Origin of the sequence: Nocardioides sp. NPDC006303 (genome assembly GCF_040613175.1) — a bacterium.
Lineage (GTDB): Bacteria > Actinomycetota > Actinomycetes > Propionibacteriales > Nocardioidaceae > Nocardioides.
In genome coordinates this window covers 1-15,971 of the sequence record NZ_JBEXRR010000044.1, presented here as the reverse complement: position 1 = coordinate 15,971, position 15,971 = coordinate 1, and the positions used below count along the sequence as shown (strand labels likewise).

The window sequence follows — 15,971 nt, the reverse complement described above, 5'->3', positions numbered from 1 at the left end:
TCCGACTAGATCTTCAGGCCCGACTCGATCGCGAAGACGACGAGCTGGGCGCGGTCACGGGCATGCAGCTTCACCATCGCGCGCGAGACGTGCGTGCGGACCGTGTCGGGGCTGACCACGAGCTCGGCGGCGATCTCGGCGTTGGAGCGGCCGGTGGCCACCCAGGCGACCATCTCCCGCTCACGCTCGGTCAGATCACCCAGCCGCGGGTGCGGGTTCGTCGCCCGGCGTGAAGAGCCGAACTCCTCGATCACCCGCTTGGTCACCGTCGGGGCGAGCAGCGAGCCGCCGTCGGCGACGACCCGGATCGCATCGAGCAGCGCGACCGGCTCGGCGTCCTTGAGCAGGAACCCGCTCGCGCCCAGCCGCAGCGCCTCGAAGACGTACTCGTCGAGCTCGAAGGTCGTCAGCATCACCACCCGTACGTCCTTCAGCGAGGGGTCGCGGGTGACCTGCTCCAGCATCCCGAGGCCGTCGAGGACCGGCATCCGGATGTCGCACAGGACGACGTCGGGGTGGGTGCGGCGCAGCATCGGCAGGGCGGCGCTGCCGTCGGAGGCTTCGCCGACGACCTCCAGATCGGGTTCGGCGCCGATCATCGTCGCCAGGCCCATACGCACGAGGGGCTGGTCATCGACCAGAGCAACCGTGATCAGCGTGTGATCGGTGATGCTCATGCCAGCCCCTCCGCGCCACCCGCTGAGGACCCTGAAAGCGGGAGGGAAGCCCGCAGCCGGAAGCCCCGTACCTCCGGCCCCGCCTCTAGGGTGCCCCCAAGTGCCTCCACGCGCGACCGCATTCCCACAATTCCCATCCCGGGACGCCTTTCCCCGCTCAACATGTCCGATCCCCGCCCGTCGTCGTCGACTGTCACGACCATCTCGGCCGCAGGAGTCGAGACGATCGCCACCTCGGCTCGCGTCGCTCCGGCATGCCGCAGCACGTTGGTGAGCCCCTCCTGGACCACGGCGTACGCGGCCCGCTCGGCCTCGGCCGACGCCGAATCCACCTCGAGGCGGAGCGAGACCTCCAGTCCCCCGGTGCGCACCCGCTCGACGAGAGCAGGCAGGTCGGCGAGCCCGTGCTCCGGTGCCCGCGGGGCCGGACCGGCGCCGGGCTCGGTGTCGGTCAGCCGGGCCAGCTGCCGGCGCAGCAGGTCGAGCGACTCCTTGCTCTCGGCACGGATGGCCTCCAGGTTGCGGCGGGCAGCCTCGGGATCGCGGTCGAGGACGTGCAGCGCGGCACCGGCCTGCATCGCGATCACCGCGAGCCCGTGACCGACGCCGTCGTGCAGGTCGGCGGCCATCCGCACCCGCTCCTCGCTGACCACCCGTCGCTGCCGTTGGGCCCGGGCCTCGTTGCGCGAGCGCAGCGCGCTCGCGATCGCACCGCAGGCGGCGATGAGCGCCACCTGCCCGAATGCCTGCCACAGCGAGAGGTCACCCTCCGGGCCGCCACCCTGTCCCCAGGGCCCTCGTCCGGGACCACCGTCGAACTGCGGGCTCTCGGAATTCAGCACCATCCCGGTGGCGACCAGCGCCGCGGCCACGACCGCCCACCCGATCCAGCGTCGCGGCGGCAGCGACAGCGCCACCGCGAAGGTGACCACGGGCACCGCCATGAAGATCGGCCCCTCGGCATAGCCCGCGGTGAAGTAGACGCCGGCGCACAGCCCGCTGACCGCGAGCACCCAGCCGCGAGGCCGCTGCAGGAGCACCGGGAGGACAGCGACGAGGGCGAGCAGTGCCCCGAGCAGCGCCGGTCCCCGGGTGTCGGTGCGGGCGTTGCTGCCGAGCGAGCCGACCAGCTCCACCACGACGACCAGCCACGGCAGCCAGTGGCGACGGATCCGGGACATGGACCTGACCCTAGTTCGCGCGGCCGTGCGAGGCGTACGACAAATGCGGCCAGCCGCCTACGCAGATCTGCGTAACCGGGAGCATCGCCGACGCCGACGCCAACCGTGGGCCGCCACGAGAGCGTGAGAGGCATGAACGAACGAGTGGTTGAGACCGACGGGCTGACCAAGCGGTACGGCGACAGACTCGCCGTCGACCGGGTCAGCATGACCGTCATGCGTGGCGAGGTGTACGGCTTCCTCGGCCCCAACGGGGCCGGCAAGACGACCACCTTGCGGATGATGCTCGGCCTGATCCGGCCCACCGCCGGATCGGCCAGCGTCCTGGGTCGTCCCGCCGGACGACCCGAGGTCACTGCCCGTATCGGCGCCCTGATCGAAGGCCCCGGCTTCTACCCCTATCTGAACGGCCGCGACAACCTGCGCACGATGGCGCGCTACCAGGGGCTGCCGAACACCGAGGTCGACCGGGTGCTCGAGATGGTCGACCTCGCCGACCGGGCGAAGGACGCCTTCAAGGGCTACTCGCTCGGGATGAAGCAGCGCCTCGGCGTCGCCGCCGCGATGCTCGGCTCACCGGACCTGCTGGTCCTCGACGAGCCCACCAACGGGCTCGACCCGGCGGGCATGGCCGACATGCGGGCCCTGGTCGTCGCGCTCGCCGAGGCCGGTCAGACGGTGATCCTCTCCAGCCACATCCTCGCGGAGGTGCAGGAGATCTGCGATCGCGTCGGTGTGATCAACAACGGCCGCCTGCTGCGCGAGTCGACCGTCGCGGATCTGCGCGGTGGCGCGACCCTACGGGTTCGGGCCACCCCCGAGGACGCCGCCTTGGCTGCACTGATGCGGATGGCCGGCGACGAGGGCGTACGCCGCATAGGCAACGAGACGCTAGAGGTCGACCTGCCCGTCACCGCGGCCCCCGATGTCGTACGTCATCTGGTCGCCCACTCCATCGATGTCCACGAGGTCACCGTCGCGGAGCGTTCCCTGGAGGACGCCTTCTTCGAGATGACCAGCAACAAGGAGCTCGTGTCATGAACACCTTTGTGAACAGCACCCGCGCCGAGCTGCTGCGACTTCGCAAGTGGTCGGCGATCTGGGTGATCGTCGGCGCCTGGCTGGCGCTGTCGCTCTCCTTCGGGTACGTCTTCAACTACGTCGCCTACAAGACCGGCGACGACAACTTCGCCGGCGACGGCGCCAGCAACGCCCAGCTGCTCTCCGAGCTGATGCCGAGCGCGATCCCGGACGTCATCGTCAGCGGCCTGCCGATGTTCGGCGGTGCCCTCGCGATGGTGGTCGGAGCGCTGGTGGCCGGCAACGGGTTCGGCTGGGGCACCTGGAAGACGGTCTTCACCCAGGGGCCGAGCCGGTTCGCCGCCGTCGGCGGCTCGCTGACCGCGGTGACGATCTTCATCTTCGCGATGATGACCGCGACCCTGGCACTGTGCGCGGGCGTCTCGGTTGCGATCGCGGCGAGCGAAGGCCAGTCGATCACCATGCCGGCCCTGAGCGACCTGGCGCAGTCCTTCGGCTCCGGGTTCCTGGTGCTGGAGATGTGGGCGCTGCTCGGGTTCCTCATCGGCGTGCTCGCCAAGGGGCCAGCGCTCGCCGTCGGGCTGGGCCTGGTCTGGTCGCTGGTGGTGGAGAACCTGCTCCGCGGTGTCGGCAGCCTGCTGCCGGGCATCGAGACCGTCACCGACGCCCTCCCGGGCACTGCCGGAGGCTCGTTGGCCGGAGCGATCATCGGCGGGCCCAACGGCACCCCGGGTGTCCTCGACGCGATCTCCGGCGAGCGGGCGCTGATCACCGTCGCCGCGTACGTCCTGGTCGCAGCGGCCGCAGCAGTGGTCGTGATGAGGCGACGCGACCTCGCGTGAACGGCGCCTAACACACCTCGAGGCATGTCGATGACATGATCTCGGGGTGTGGCCGCGTGCGCGGGTGTGATCCTCGTTAAGTCTACTGTGTTGGTGGACAACAACCGCGTTGTTCCAGCACTTTCGACATCCAGAAGAGGTTCCCACCCGTGTCCTCCAACACGCCTGAGCCCACCCCGCTCATCGAGGCTCCCAAGTCAAAACTCCCGTTGATCATCGGGATCGTCGTCGTCGCCGCCATCGTGATCGGCGGCCTCGCCTTCTTCCTCACCCGCGACGACGACGCCGGCAGCGAGCTCACCAAGGTCTCCATCGGCGTCGTCGGCGCCGACGACCCCTACTGGAAGACCTTCCAGGACGCCGCTCGCGAGGAGGGCATCGACCTCGAGGTCAAGAACTTCGGTGACTACAACCAGCCCAACCCGGCGCTGTCGGAGGGCGAGCTCGACCTCAACCAGTTCCAGCACATCATCTTCCTGGCCGACTACAACGTCCAGAACGACGACGACCTGGTGGCGCTCGGCTCGACCGCGACCTATCCCCTGGGTCTCTACTCCTCGAAGTACTCCTCGCTCGACGACATCAAGGCCGGCGACACCGTGATCGTCCCGGACGACGAGACCAACCAGGCCCGCGGCCTGGTGCTGCTGCAGTCCAAGGGCCTGATCGAGCTGACCGACGGTGGCACCCCGTTCAGCACCGTCAAGGAGGTCGACACGGCCGCGTCCAAGGTGAAGGTCCGGGCGGTCCAGGCCTCGATCACCGCCTCCTCGCTCCCCGACGTCGCCGCGGCGATCATCAACAACGACTTCGTCGAGGACGCCGACCTGAAGTTCGAGGACGCTCTCGCGACCGACGACCCCTCCGACCCGAAGGCGCTCCCCTACGTCAACATCTTCGCCGTACGCGCCGAGGACAAGGACAACGCGACCTACAAGAAGCTCGTCGAGATCTTCCAGACCAACGAGGACGTCCAGCAGGGGGTCTACGAGACCTCCGGCAACACCGCCGAGCTGGTGAAGATCCCGGTCGAGGACCTGCAGAAGTCGCTCGATGACACCGAGAAGCAGGTCGAGGAGCGTCAGTGACGCACTCGGCCATCGTTGCGGAGCCGCTTGTGCGGCTCCGCAACGTCACCAAGACCTACCCGGCAGCGAAGGGCCGCAACGAGGTCCACGCCGTGGTCGACGTCGACCTCGACATCGCCGCCGGTGACATCCAGGCGATCGTCGGCTACTCCGGCGCCGGCAAGTCCACGCTGGTCCGGCTGCTCAACGGCCTCGAGCCCGCCACCTCGGGCTCCATCCAGGTCGGCGGCACCGAGCTGGTCGGTCTGCACGAGCGGCAGCTGCGGCCGATCCGACTGGGCATCGGGATGATCTTCCAGCAGTTCAACCTCTTCGAGTCGCGTACGGTCTGGGGCAACCTGGCCTACCCGCTGCAGATCGCCGGCGTCGACAAGGCCGAGCAGCAGCGCCGGATCTCGGAGCTGCTCCACTTCGTCGGGCTCCCCGACAAGGCCCACACCTATCCGCGCAACCTCTCGGGCGGACAGAAGCAGCGCGTCGGCATCGCCCGAGCGCTCACCACCAACCCGTCCCTGCTGCTCGCCGACGAGGCCACCAGCGCACTCGATCCGGAGACGACCCACGAGGTGCTGCGCCTCCTGAAGCGGGTCAACGAGGAGTTCGGCACCACCATCGTGGCGATCACCCACGAGATGGAGGTCGTACGCGAGCTCGCCGACCACGTCGCGGTCATGGAGAACGGGCGCGTGGTCGAGTCCGGAGCCGTCTACGACGTCTTCTCGGCGCCGCGACAGCCGGTGACCCGGCGCTTCGTCGGCACCGTCGTCGACGACGAGCCCGCCCCCGACGCGCTGGCGGCGCTGCGGTCCCGCCATCCCGGCCGGTTCGTGAAGGTCGAGCTGCGCGAGGGCGGGCCCCGCCAGACCGACATCTTCGCGGTCCTCCTCGAGCGCGGGATCACCTTCGAGCTCGTCTTCGGCGGCATCGAGGAGATCCAGGGCGCCACCTTCGGCAACCTGACGCTCGCCCTCGACGGTCCTACGACCTCGGTCGACGAGGCCGTACGCGAGCTGGCCGCCCTCGTCACCACCAAGGAGGTGTGATGCTGACCGCTCTCCCCACCGACACCCGCCTCGGCGAGCTGTGGCCGGACATCTGGCAGGCCACCGGCGAGACGCTGCTCATGGTCGCGCTGACGATGCTGATCGGCGGCACCCTGGGGCTGCTGCTCGCGCTCGGCCTCTACCTGACCCGCAAGGGTGGGCTCTACGAGAACGTCACCGTCTCGGTCATCCTCAACGTACTGGTCAACTTCTTCCGTCCGATCCCGTTCATCATCTTCATCGCCGCCGTCCAACCGGCCGCGCGGCTGGTCGTCGGCACCGGAATCGGCATGCCGGCGGTGGTGTTCTCGCTGATCCTCGCCGCGATGTTCGGCATCGCCCGGATCATCGAGCAGAACCTGGTGACCGTCCCACCGGGAGTGATCGAGGCCGCCCGGGCGATGGGCGCGAGCCGTGCCCGGATCGCCGCCACCGTCGTCCTCCCCGAGGCGCTGGCGCCGATCATCCTCGGCTACACCTTCGCCTTCGTGGCAGTCGTCGACATGTCGGCGGTCGCCGGCCTGATCGCGGGTGGCGGTCTGGGCAGCTTCGCCCAGACCTTCGGCTACCGGCAGTACGACCCGACCGTCACCTGGGTCTGCGTGCTCATCCTGGTCGCGCTCGTGCAGGTCATCCAGCTGCTCGGCAACACGCTCTCGGCGCGGATCCTGCGCCGCTGAGGCTCGGCCACGACCCTCAGGCGCGAGCCAGGATCTCGCCGTGGAGGACGGAGAACCAACCGTCCTCCGCCTCAGCCCACGACCGCCACCCGTCCGCGACCCGGGCGAGGTCGGCGGTCGTGGCGTCTCCGGAGTCGACGAGCTGGCGAGCGACCGCCGAGTCGGTGAACCGGTCGGCCCACAGACCGCCCCACCAGGCGCGGTCCTCGGGGGCGGAGAAGCACCAGGTGCTCGAGGTGGCCACGATGTCTTCGAACCCGGCAGCGCGTGCCCAGGAGACCAGCCGCCGACCCGCGTCGGGCTCACCGCCGTTGGCCCGCGCGGCATGACGGTAGAGGCGCAGCCACTCGGTCAGCTCGGCCGACTCCGGCCACCAGACGAAGGCCGCGTAGTCGCTGTCCCTTGCCGCGACGATGCCCCCGGGCTTCGTCACCCGTCGCATCTCCCGCAGCGCCTGCACCGGGTCCTTCACGTGCTGCAGCACCTGGTGGGCGTGAACCACGTCGTACGCATCGTCCTCGATGCTCAGCGCGTGCACGTCCTCGACCCGGAAGTCGATGTTCGTGACTCCCCCGGTCTCGGCGGACTGCCGAGAGAGCTCGAGCTCGGGCTCCCCGATCTCCGTGGCGGTCACATGAGCGACCCGGCCGGCGAGATCGAGCGTGATCGTCCCCGGCCCGGCACCCACGTCGAGCAGCCGCTGCTCAGGGTTCAGCCGAGGCAGCAGGTACGCAGCGGAGTTCTCCGCCGTGCGCCACCTGTGCGAGCGCAGGACCGACTCGTGATGGCCATGGGTGTAGGTCGACATGCATCGACTCTACGCGTGGAATCCCGAAAAGTGAGACGGCAATATCGCTATACGGACATTCGCGGAAGCGTGGAGTCGGCGCAGCCGAGCCGCCGTCGGGCCCAGAGCATCCCGCCTAGGAGCCCGCCGAGGAGCAGCGTGTTGAGCACGATCACCACGCCGGTCTCGAACGGCGCCGCGCCACCACCCGGCCGCGCGTCCTCGGGCGGCACCTCGTGACGGTCGAAGACGACCTGCCCCTGGTCGGAGGACCGGGGCTCGTCAGCCCTCGCCGCGCTCAGCGCCGCGGAGGCGAGTACGACGGCAACCATCCCGGCGAGCAGAATCCGCAAGGTGCGACTCATCATGCTCACGAGCGTGCGCGCCGGGGCCGTCAGAAACCCGACGCAGACCGTCCCTACCGGCAACAACCCGGTGAACAATCAGGAGGCTTCGATCAGGTCGAGATCAGCCGGTTGAACACCCGGTTGGCCCAGCTCGGGGTGACCCCGGAGAGGCCGAGCAGGACGCGCGCCTTGGTGCCGACGCCGCGATGGACTCCACCGAGGAGGCCGTGGCCGCTGGTCGCGGCGGCGTAGACCGACTCCGCGACGTCGTCGGGAGTGAGCGAGACCTTGAGCCGCCGCAGCGCCGGGAAGTCGTGACCCCACACCATGGAGGTGTCGGTGAAGAGAGGCCACAGGGCCGTCACCGTGATCCCGTCACCGGACCATTCCAGGTCGAGAGCCTCGGAGAGACCGCGTACGGCGAACTTAGTCGTGGAGTAGATCGCCATGCCGGGCTGTCCGTAGATGGCCGAGGCGGAGGCGAGGTTGACGACGTGGGAGCCGGGTCGCAGGAACGGGCGCGCGAGGTGGCAGCCGTTGACCAGGCCCTTGACGTTGACGTCGATGATCGCCTGCTGCCGGTCCAGCGGCAGGTCGGCGAACTTGCCGATCTGGATGATGCCGGCGTTGTTGACCAGTACGTCGAGGCTGCCGCCGCTCACGGCGACGAAGCCGTCGAGGGCGGTCTGCCAGGACCCGGCATCACGTACATCGAGTGTTCCGGTGACCAGCTCCCCGGCGAGCGGCTCGACCTCGGTCGTCAGCGATGCCAGGCCGTCGAGGTCGATGTCATAGGCGCCGACCAGCCACCCCTCACGGGCGAAACGGAGCGCGGTCGCCCGGCCGATGCCGGCGGCCGCGCCGGTGATCAGTACGGATCTCGGCACGCCGCGGTCAGGCCCTGGCGAAGTCGTTGCTGGTGTCGAAGAACCAGACCGTCGAGTCGGTGCACACGATCCGGTCGAGCTTGCCGACCGCGACCTGTGAACGCGGCGTCTTGCCCGAGGCCAGCACCACGTCGTAGGCGTCGCTGGTCCGCAGCACCGACCATGGCTCGGACTCGGTGCCCTCCCCGGTGCTGATGATGCTGTCGAGTGCTGACTGGGCCAGGATCGACTCGCGTTGGGCCTGCTCGAGGTTGCCGAGGCCGCGCTGGGCGTCGGCGAGGGCGGCGTGGGCCGACGGGCTGAAGATCGCGCCGGGCATCAGCCCGTGGACGGCGGCGATCGCGCCGGCGTAGTCGCCGACTGACATCATCGGGGCGATCATCTCGGTGATCTCGAGATCGGGCCGGAAGTTAGGAGCCTCGAGGATCGCCTCACGTAGGGCTCTCAGCGACTCCGGGCTCGGTTCGCGAAGATAGACGTCAAGCAGCTCAGCGTACGTAGCCAACAGGGGTCCCCCTTGAATAACGGTCGCCGTGCACGGTAGCCAATGGCGCGGCTACGTGGGGCGGTTGACAACGATTATGCGCCCTTTTGTGACTCGGAAGTTGCGCGGGCCGTGTGTTTCTAGCGCCAGCCGAGGTCTGGGGCTACGTGGGTCAGGATGCTCTCCAGGGCATGCGCGTTGTAGTCGACACCGAGCTGGTTCGGCACCGTGAGCAGCAGCGTGTCCGCGGCCTGGATCGCCTCGTCCTCGGCCAGCTCCTCGACCAGGACGTCGGGCTCGGCGGCGTACGAACGCCCGAAGATCGCGCGGGTCTGGTCGTCGATGTTGCCGATCTGGTCCTTGGTCTGCCGGTCGAGGCCGAAGTAGCGCCGGTCCTCGTCGTTGACGAGGGCGAAGATGGAGCGCGAGACCGAGACCCGCGGCTCACGCTCGTGGCCGGCCTCCTTCCAGGCTTCGCGGTAGGCCTCGATCTGCTCGCGCTGCTGGATGTGGAAGGGCTTGCCGTTCTCGTCGTTCTTCAGCGTCGAGCTCTGCAGGTTCATCCCGAGGCCCGCAGCCCAGCGCGCGGTCGCCAGCGAGCTCGAACCCCACCAGATCCGGTCGCGCAGCGTCGCGGAGTAGGGCTCGACCCGGAGCTTGCCCGGCGGGTTGGGGAACATCGGCCGCGGGTTGGGCTCGGCGAACTGCGCCCCCTCGATGATCTTGAGGTACGTCTCGGTGTGAGCGCGCGCCATATCGGCCTCGGAGGCGTTCTCGCCGGGGTCGTAGCCGAAGTAGCGCCAACCCTCGATGACCTGCTCGGGTGAACCGCGGCTGATCCCGAGCTGCAGGCGCTCGCCGGAGATCAGGTCGGCGGCCGCCGAGTCCTCGGCCATGTAGAGCGGGTTCTCGTAGCGCATGTCGATGACACCGGTGCCGATCTCGATCTTCGAGGTGCGGGCGCCGACCGCGGACAGCAGCGGGAAGGGCGAGGCGTACTGGCGGGCGAAGTGGTGGACCCGGAAGTACGCACCGTCGACCCCCAGCTCCTCGGCGGCGACCGCGAGCTCGATCCCCTGGATCAGCGCGTCTCGTGCCGACTGCGTCTGCGAGTAGGGCGACGGTGTCCAGTGGCCGAAAGACAAGAATCCGATGTTCTTCACGACTAGTAGAACTCTCAACAGTCCCCCGGGATTCCCTCGGAGCAGCCGCAGACGACGACCGGGTCGGGTGGCCCAGGGCGGCAGGGACCTTCGCCTCTGGCTGTTCTGCACTCCGGAATCGGCTCCGAACTGACACCACCTTGTCGGTGGTGACCTGCAGTTCTGCGTTCTGTTCTCATTCCATCAACAGGCAAGATCACCTTCGTGAGCCCGGTAAAGCGGACGTCCACACGGCATCAACAGCAGCCCCTTATGAGTTTATCTATCGGTCGACCGAATAATCATATCGGTCGACTGACCAGGGAAAACAATGTCTCGGCGTGTTGTCCGAGCTCTTCCGAAGTCGCGGATTATCGTGTTACATATCAGGCAGCTTCACCGATGCAGTTTCACCGATATAAGGCCGACCAACATTCTCTGGGGGATGAATTAATTATGTGGGACACCGTTGAGGTGCAGAGCTTCACGCTTTCTCACGACATGCCGTGCCGCGACTGCGGTCACGCACGTCACCGCTTCTTGCCGTGCGACTCCGACTGCGACTGCCGCGCCCACGAGGTCGCGGAGCTACTGGAGGTCGCCGGCGCTCGCTGAACGACCTGGCGTCAGCTGTCTCGGGCGTCCAGAACGGTGACCACCGCAGTCGCGGTGGTCACCGTTCTTTTGTTCGAAAGCCGGAAATTTCAAAAACGGCTTGGTGGCGGAAGCAGATCGTCCGCAACCACGTGGAGGATCGTTCCATGGACATCGTTCTCGTACCCGGCCTCTGGCTGGACGCCTCCTCCTGGGACCTCGTCGTCCCCCATCTGACCGACGCCGGCCACACTCCGAGGCCGCTCACCCTGCCCGGCCTCGAGTCGGCCGAGACCGACCGATCCGACGTGCATGTCGCCGACCAGGTCGCTGCCGTGGCGGCCGCCATCGACGAGTCGGCCGCGCCGGTGATCCTCGTCGGGCACTCGATGGGCTGCGCGGTGGCCGGTGCCGCCCTCGATGCTCGCGTCGACAAGGTCGCCGCCGTGGTCTACGTCGGCGGCTGGCCGGCCGAGCCGGGCACGATCCCGGCCAAGAACTTCCCCACCGACGGCGCCGACCTGCCGCCGGTGCCGTGGGAGGAGTTCGACGAGGCCGACGTACGCGACCTGGACCGCGCCACCTTCGAGGCACTGCTGCGGCCCTCCCCCGCCAACCTGACCTCCGAGCCGTTCGAGCTCAGCGACGAGCGTCGCTACGCGGTCCCGGCGGTGTTCGTCTGCCCCGAATACACCGCTGCCGATCTGAAGGAGTGGATCGCTGAGGGCACCGAGTCGGTCGCCGCCATCCCGAAGCACAAGGACGCGACCTTCGTCGACCTGCCCACCGGGCACTGGCCGCAGCTGACCAAGCCGGCCGAGCTCGCGGCCATCATCGGGCAGAGCATCGGCCGCAGCGGCCAGTAGTCGGCCCTCGGGTAGCGTCGAGAGCGTGCGTACTCGGCTCGCTGCCCTGACCACCGTCACAGTCCTGGCGCTCGTCGCCGGCTGTGGCGGTGAGCCGTCCTCAGATCCGGCCCGCAGCCCGTCGGCGTCATCACCTGTCCCGTCCTCGACGCCCGTCCCGTCAACGACGACGGTCCCTCTGGACGATGCGTCGGTGCCGCTGGCTGACCGCCTCGCCCAGGCGATGGCGACGGTCGCCGCTGGAGAGCCAGGAGCCGAGGACGTACGCGAGGCCGCACTGTTCGAGCAGACGACCGCCCGCGACCTCGCCCGCGGGTCGAAGGCGAAGGCCGACGACGTGCTGGGCGCGCTCGGCCGTGCCGACCGCGCCCAGCTCGCGTCAGACATCACCGCGGCACGCGAGCTCATGGTGATGACCGATCCTCAGCCCGAGCTCCCGGACTGGAAGATCCTGACGCCGCCGACACCGGACGAGCTGCGCCCGCTCTACCGCAAGGCGCAGCAGGAGACCGGGACGCCCTGGGAGTACCTCGCCGCCGTCCACCTGGTCGAGACCCGGATGGGTCGCATCCGCGGCACCAGCACCGCGGGCGCCCAGGGCCCGATGCAGTTCCTGCCCTCGACCTTCGCCCAGTACGGCGCCGGCGGCGACATCAACGACCCCGCCGACGCGATCATGGCGGCCGGCCGCATGCTCGCCAACAACGGCGCTCCCGGCGACATGGCCGGCGCGTTGTGGTCCTACAACCACTCCGACCGCTACGTGGCGGCCGTCAGCGCCTACGCCGAGCAGATGAAGCGGTCCCCCGCTGCGTACGACCTCTACTGGCACTGGCAGGTGCTCTACCGCCACCAGGACGGCACCATGCTCCTCCCCGAGGGCTACCCCCAGAAGAAGCCCGTACGCATCGCCGACTAGTAGGGGCGCTCGACGGCGTACTGGACGAGGCTGACGTCCTCGCCGCGGTAGGTGTCGGAGCCGTGGCGGCCGGTCTCGATGAAGCCGGTCGCGTCGAAGAGCTTCTTGGCGCGGGTGTTGGTCTCGTGCGTCTCGGCCCAGATCCGGGTCAGGTCGAGGACGGAGAAGCCGTAGGTGAGCGCGGTCTTGATGGCCCGCTGGCCGAGGCCGTGGCCCCACCGAGAGCTGGGGCCGATGGCGATGCCGAGCTCTCGGGTGTCGGGGGCCAGACCGTGGATGTCGGCGTAGCCGACGACCTCCTCGTCGAGCTCGACTGCGAGCCTGATCAGCTCGGGCGGCGGGGCATCGATCAGCCGGCGCCAGTGGCGGAGGTGACCGTCGCGGTCGCGCTCCGGCCAGCCGTTGGCCACCCGGAACTCCTCATCGTGTGCCCAGTCGGCGAAGACGTGTTCGTCACCTGGTGACAGCGGGCGCAGGCGCATGGTGTCGGTGCGGGGCATCGGCCGAGTCTCTCAGATGAGGCGCTCGGCCGATCCCCCGCCCGGGATCTGCGTGGATCAGTAGGTGAGCTGGACCTTGGTCGCGAGCCGCTCGTCCATGAGGCGGTAGCCCTCGGCGGCCTCCGCGAACGGCAGCGCCTTGTCGAAGACCAGACCGGGGTTGATCGTGCCCTCCAGCGTCAGGCGCAGGAGGTCGGGGAGGTAGCGGCGTACCGGCGCCATCCCGCCCTTGAGGCCGACGTTGGTGCGGAAGAGGGCGTTGACCGGAAGGTTGACGTCATGCGGGACACCGACGAACCCGACGGTCGCACCCGGACGGGCCACCTTGGAGGCCGTCTTGAAGGACTGGTCGGTGCCCACGCACTCCAGGACGTAGTCGGCGCCGACGCCGCCGGTGAGCTCGCGTACGGCCGCCTCGCCCTCCTTGCCGCGGGCGGCGACGATGTCGGTGGCGCCGAACTTCTTGGCGATCTCCTGACGGGCCTCGTGGCGCGACATCGCCACGACCCGCTCGGCGCCGAGCTGGGCAGCAGCCAGCACGCCGCACAGACCGACCGCGCCGTCGCCGACCACGACCGCGGTGCCGCCCTTGGCTCCGTTGCCGAGGCCTGACATGACCGCGGCGTGCCAGCCGGTGGCCATCACGTCGGTGAGCGCCAGCAGGTCGGGGTACATCGTCGGGTCCGGCGTCTCGTCGAGCTTGACCAGCGAGCCGTCGGCCTGGTTGACCAGTGCGTACTCGCTCTGTCCGCTGACCGTGAAGCCGAGGTTCTCGCAGACCGACTGGACTCCGGCCAGGCAGTGCGGGCAGGTGTTGTCGCAGTGGTCGAAGGGGACGATCACGAAGTCGCCGGCCTTGAAGTCGCGTACGTCGGCGCCGACCTCCTCGATCACGCCGATGCACTCGTGGCCGATGGTGCGGGGCTCCTCGATGTCGCCGTTGGAGCCGCGGTAGTTCCACAGATCGGAGCCGCAGATGCAGGAGCCCACCACCTTGACGATTGCGTCGGTGGGCTTCGTCAGAGCAGGATCGGGTACCTGGGTGAAGCGGATGTCGCCCACCCCATGGATAGTCGTCGCGCGCATGGTGGCATCCTGTCACCCGGCGTACGAGATGTTGCACACGGTGGCCCTGGCGGGAGCCGAGCAACAGTCACGGAACGAAACGCCGACACTTCGCGGGGAATCCAGGCTTATCTCATATATGAGTTACGGTGGTGCACCATGACCGACGGATACAAAGGTCGTATCGGGAATCTGATTCGCGATGCGCGCAAGCACAAGGGCCTGACCCAGGCACAGCTCGCCGATCTTCTCAACACCAGTCAGAGCGCGATCAACCGCATCGAGCAGGGGCAGCAGAACCTGTCGCTGGAGATGATCGCCCGGGTGGGTGCCGCTCTGGACTCCTCCCTCGTGGACATCGGCGCCGGCCCCACGCACCTGCGCGTCACCGGCCCGACGACGCTCTCGGGTGAGATCACGGTCAAGACCTCGAAGAACGCCGGGGTCGCCCTCCTGGTCGGCTCGCTCCTCAACCGGGGCCGTACGACGCTGCGCAAGGTCGCACGCATCGAAGAGGTCAACCGGATCATCGAGGTGCTCAACTCGATCGGCGTGCAGACCCGCTGGCTCAACGACGACAACGACCTCGAGATCGTGCCGCCGAAGGAGCTGCGCCTCGACGCCGTGGACGAGGCCGCCGCGCGCCGTACGCGCTCGGTGATCATGTTCCTCGGTCCGCTGCTGCACCGCCTGGACACCTTCGAGCTGCCCTACGCCGGCGGCTGCAACCTCGGCACCCGCACCGTCGAGCCGCACATGTCGGCCCTGCGCCCCTTCGGGCTCGAGGTCAAGGCCACCGACGGCGCCTACCACGCGAGCGTCAACCGAGAGATCCAGCCGGGCCGCCCGATTGTGCTGACCGAGCGCGGCGACACCGTCACCGAGAATGCCCTGATGGCGGCCGCGCTGCACCCGGGCACCACCACGATCCGCAACGCGTCCTCCAACTACATGGTCCAGGACCTCTGCTTCTACCTGCAGAAGCTGGGCGTCGAGGTCGAGGGCATCGGCACCACCACGCTGCGCGTCACCGGCCGCGAGGTCATCGACGTCGATGTCGACTACGCGCCGAGCGAGGACCCGATCGAGGCGATGTCGCTGCTGACCGCCGCGATCGTGACCGACTCCGAGATCACCATCAAGCGCGTCCCGATCGAGTTCATGGAGATCGAGCTGGCGACGCTGGAGGAGATGGGCTTCAACTACACCCTCTCCGAGGAGTACCTGGCGCTCAACGGCAAGACCCGCCTGGTCGATATCAACACCAAGCACTCGATCCTGCACGCGCCGCTGGACAAGATCCACCCGCTCCCCTTCCCCGGCCTCAACATCGACAACCTGCCGTTCTTCGCCGCGATCGCCGCGGTGGCGCAGGGTCAGACGCTGCTGCACGACTGGGTCTACGAGAACCGGGCGATCTACCTGACCGAGCTCAACAAGCTCGGCGGCAACGTCACGCTCATGGACCCGCACCGGGTGATGATCGAGGGGCCGACCCACTTCTCCGGCACCGAGATCGTCTGCCCGCCGGCGCTGCGTCCCGCCGTCGTCGTGCTGCTCGCGATGCTCGCCTCGAAGGGCACCTCGGTGCTCCGTTCGACCTACGTCATCGCCCGTGGCTACGAGGACCTCGCCGAGCGGCTCAACCAGCTCGGCGCGAACATCACCGCCTTCCGCGACATCTGATCGAAGATCGGGCCGAGTCGGCTCATCCTGACCAAGATCTCCGTCGAGTCGGCGTCGCGACGATCACCCTGGCCACTCAGGAGGGCTGGCTCGGCACCTGGATCGGCTCCACGGTCGGGATGGTCGCCGCCGACGCGCTCGC

The 15,971-nt window shown here is 68.6% G+C and carries 17 protein-coding genes; 8 read left to right on the top strand and 9 right to left on the bottom strand.

Translation table 11 applies throughout. The annotated features are described in order from the left end of the window. Positions 1 to 5 precede the first annotated feature (5 nt). Positions 6 to 677, bottom strand: a complete 672-nt coding sequence (locus tag ABZY89_RS24665) for a response regulator transcription factor (protein ID WP_355231464.1) — start codon at positions 675 to 677, stop codon at positions 6 to 8. Beyond that, the gene (locus ABZY89_RS24660) at positions 674 to 1,858 is read right to left on the bottom strand and encodes a histidine kinase (RefSeq protein WP_355231462.1); all 1,185 of its coding nucleotides are present in this window, start codon (positions 1,856 to 1,858) and stop codon (positions 674 to 676) included. The genes ABZY89_RS24665 and ABZY89_RS24660 overlap by 4 nt, the downstream gene beginning before the upstream one ends. A gap of 132 nt (positions 1,859 to 1,990) precedes the next feature. Between ABZY89_RS24660 and ABZY89_RS24655 the strand changes: the two genes are divergently transcribed. From ABZY89_RS24655 to ABZY89_RS24635, 5 genes are all read left to right on the top strand, one after another. Further along, positions 1,991 to 2,899, top strand: a complete 909-nt coding sequence (locus ABZY89_RS24655) for an ABC transporter ATP-binding protein (protein WP_355231460.1) — start codon at positions 1,991 to 1,993, stop codon at positions 2,897 to 2,899. Then, entirely contained in the window at positions 2,896 to 3,741 is an 846-nt protein-coding gene (locus ABZY89_RS24650; RefSeq protein ID WP_355231458.1) for an ABC transporter permease, read from the top strand. Before ABZY89_RS24655 ends, ABZY89_RS24650 begins: the two co-directional genes overlap by 4 nt. 149 nt (positions 3,742 to 3,890) lie before the next feature. Next, on the top strand, positions 3,891 to 4,829 hold the full coding sequence (locus ABZY89_RS24645; RefSeq protein ID WP_355231456.1) for a MetQ/NlpA family ABC transporter substrate-binding protein: 939 nt from the start codon (positions 3,891 to 3,893) through the stop codon (positions 4,827 to 4,829). Then, positions 4,826 to 5,872, top strand: a complete 1,047-nt coding sequence (locus ABZY89_RS24640; RefSeq protein WP_355231454.1) for a methionine ABC transporter ATP-binding protein — start codon at positions 4,826 to 4,828, stop codon at positions 5,870 to 5,872. Before ABZY89_RS24645 ends, ABZY89_RS24640 begins: the two co-directional genes overlap by 4 nt. Then, positions 5,872 to 6,552 (top strand): methionine ABC transporter permease, encoded by a 681-nt coding sequence (locus tag ABZY89_RS24635; RefSeq protein ID WP_355019961.1) that lies wholly within the window; start codon positions 5,872 to 5,874, stop codon positions 6,550 to 6,552. Before ABZY89_RS24640 ends, ABZY89_RS24635 begins: the two co-directional genes overlap by 1 nt. Before the next feature lie 16 nt (positions 6,553 to 6,568). Here the strand turns inward: ABZY89_RS24635 and ABZY89_RS24630 are convergent, their stop codons facing one another. The 5 genes from ABZY89_RS24630 to ABZY89_RS24610 form a co-directional block, all read right to left on the bottom strand. Continuing rightward, the gene (locus ABZY89_RS24630) at positions 6,569 to 7,360 is read right to left on the bottom strand and encodes a class I SAM-dependent methyltransferase (RefSeq protein ID WP_355231452.1); all 792 of its coding nucleotides are present in this window, start codon (positions 7,358 to 7,360) and stop codon (positions 6,569 to 6,571) included. Positions 7,361 to 7,407: 47 nt separating this feature from the next. Next, positions 7,408 to 7,707, bottom strand: coding sequence for a hypothetical protein (locus ABZY89_RS24625; RefSeq protein WP_355231450.1), 300 nt, complete (start codon positions 7,705 to 7,707; stop codon positions 7,408 to 7,410). A gap of 89 nt (positions 7,708 to 7,796) precedes the next feature. Continuing rightward, positions 7,797 to 8,573, bottom strand: a complete 777-nt coding sequence (locus ABZY89_RS24620) for an SDR family oxidoreductase (protein ID WP_355231448.1) — start codon at positions 8,571 to 8,573, stop codon at positions 7,797 to 7,799. A gap of 7 nt (positions 8,574 to 8,580) precedes the next feature. Then, on the bottom strand, positions 8,581 to 9,078 hold the full coding sequence (locus ABZY89_RS24615) for a DUF4919 domain-containing protein (protein WP_355019965.1): 498 nt from the start codon (positions 9,076 to 9,078) through the stop codon (positions 8,581 to 8,583). 119 nt (positions 9,079 to 9,197) lie between these two features. Further along, positions 9,198 to 10,202 (bottom strand): LLM class flavin-dependent oxidoreductase, encoded by a 1,005-nt coding sequence (locus ABZY89_RS24610; RefSeq protein ID WP_355231446.1) that lies wholly within the window; start codon positions 10,200 to 10,202, stop codon positions 9,198 to 9,200. Between the two features lie 758 nt (positions 10,203 to 10,960). Here ABZY89_RS24610 and ABZY89_RS24605 point away from each other — a divergent pair. Both ABZY89_RS24605 and ABZY89_RS24600 read left to right on the top strand, forming a co-directional pair. Further along, a complete protein-coding gene (locus tag ABZY89_RS24605; protein ID WP_355231444.1) occupies positions 10,961 to 11,659 on the top strand; it encodes an alpha/beta hydrolase in 699 nt (232 codons plus the stop codon). Between the two features lie 25 nt (positions 11,660 to 11,684). Beyond that, the gene (locus ABZY89_RS24600; protein ID WP_355231442.1) at positions 11,685 to 12,578 is read left to right on the top strand and encodes a lytic transglycosylase domain-containing protein; all 894 of its coding nucleotides are present in this window, start codon (positions 11,685 to 11,687) and stop codon (positions 12,576 to 12,578) included. Here ABZY89_RS24600 and ABZY89_RS24595 read toward each other — a convergent pair. Together ABZY89_RS24595 and ABZY89_RS24590 are read right to left on the bottom strand one after the other, a co-directional pair. Then, on the bottom strand, positions 12,575 to 13,078 hold the full coding sequence (locus tag ABZY89_RS24595) for a GNAT family protein (RefSeq protein WP_355019969.1): 504 nt from the start codon (positions 13,076 to 13,078) through the stop codon (positions 12,575 to 12,577). The two genes, ABZY89_RS24600 and ABZY89_RS24595, sit on opposite strands and share 4 nt — an antisense overlap. Before the next feature lie 57 nt (positions 13,079 to 13,135). Next, positions 13,136 to 14,164 (bottom strand): zinc-dependent alcohol dehydrogenase family protein, encoded by a 1,029-nt coding sequence (locus ABZY89_RS24590; RefSeq protein WP_355231440.1) that lies wholly within the window; start codon positions 14,162 to 14,164, stop codon positions 13,136 to 13,138. 138 nt (positions 14,165 to 14,302) lie between these two features. Between ABZY89_RS24590 and ABZY89_RS24585 the strand changes: the two genes are divergently transcribed. Further along, complete coding sequence (locus ABZY89_RS24585) at positions 14,303 to 15,829, top strand: UDP-N-acetylglucosamine 1-carboxyvinyltransferase (RefSeq protein WP_350658374.1); 1,527 nt, start codon at positions 14,303 to 14,305, stop codon at positions 15,827 to 15,829. Positions 15,830 to 15,971 lie beyond the last annotated feature (142 nt).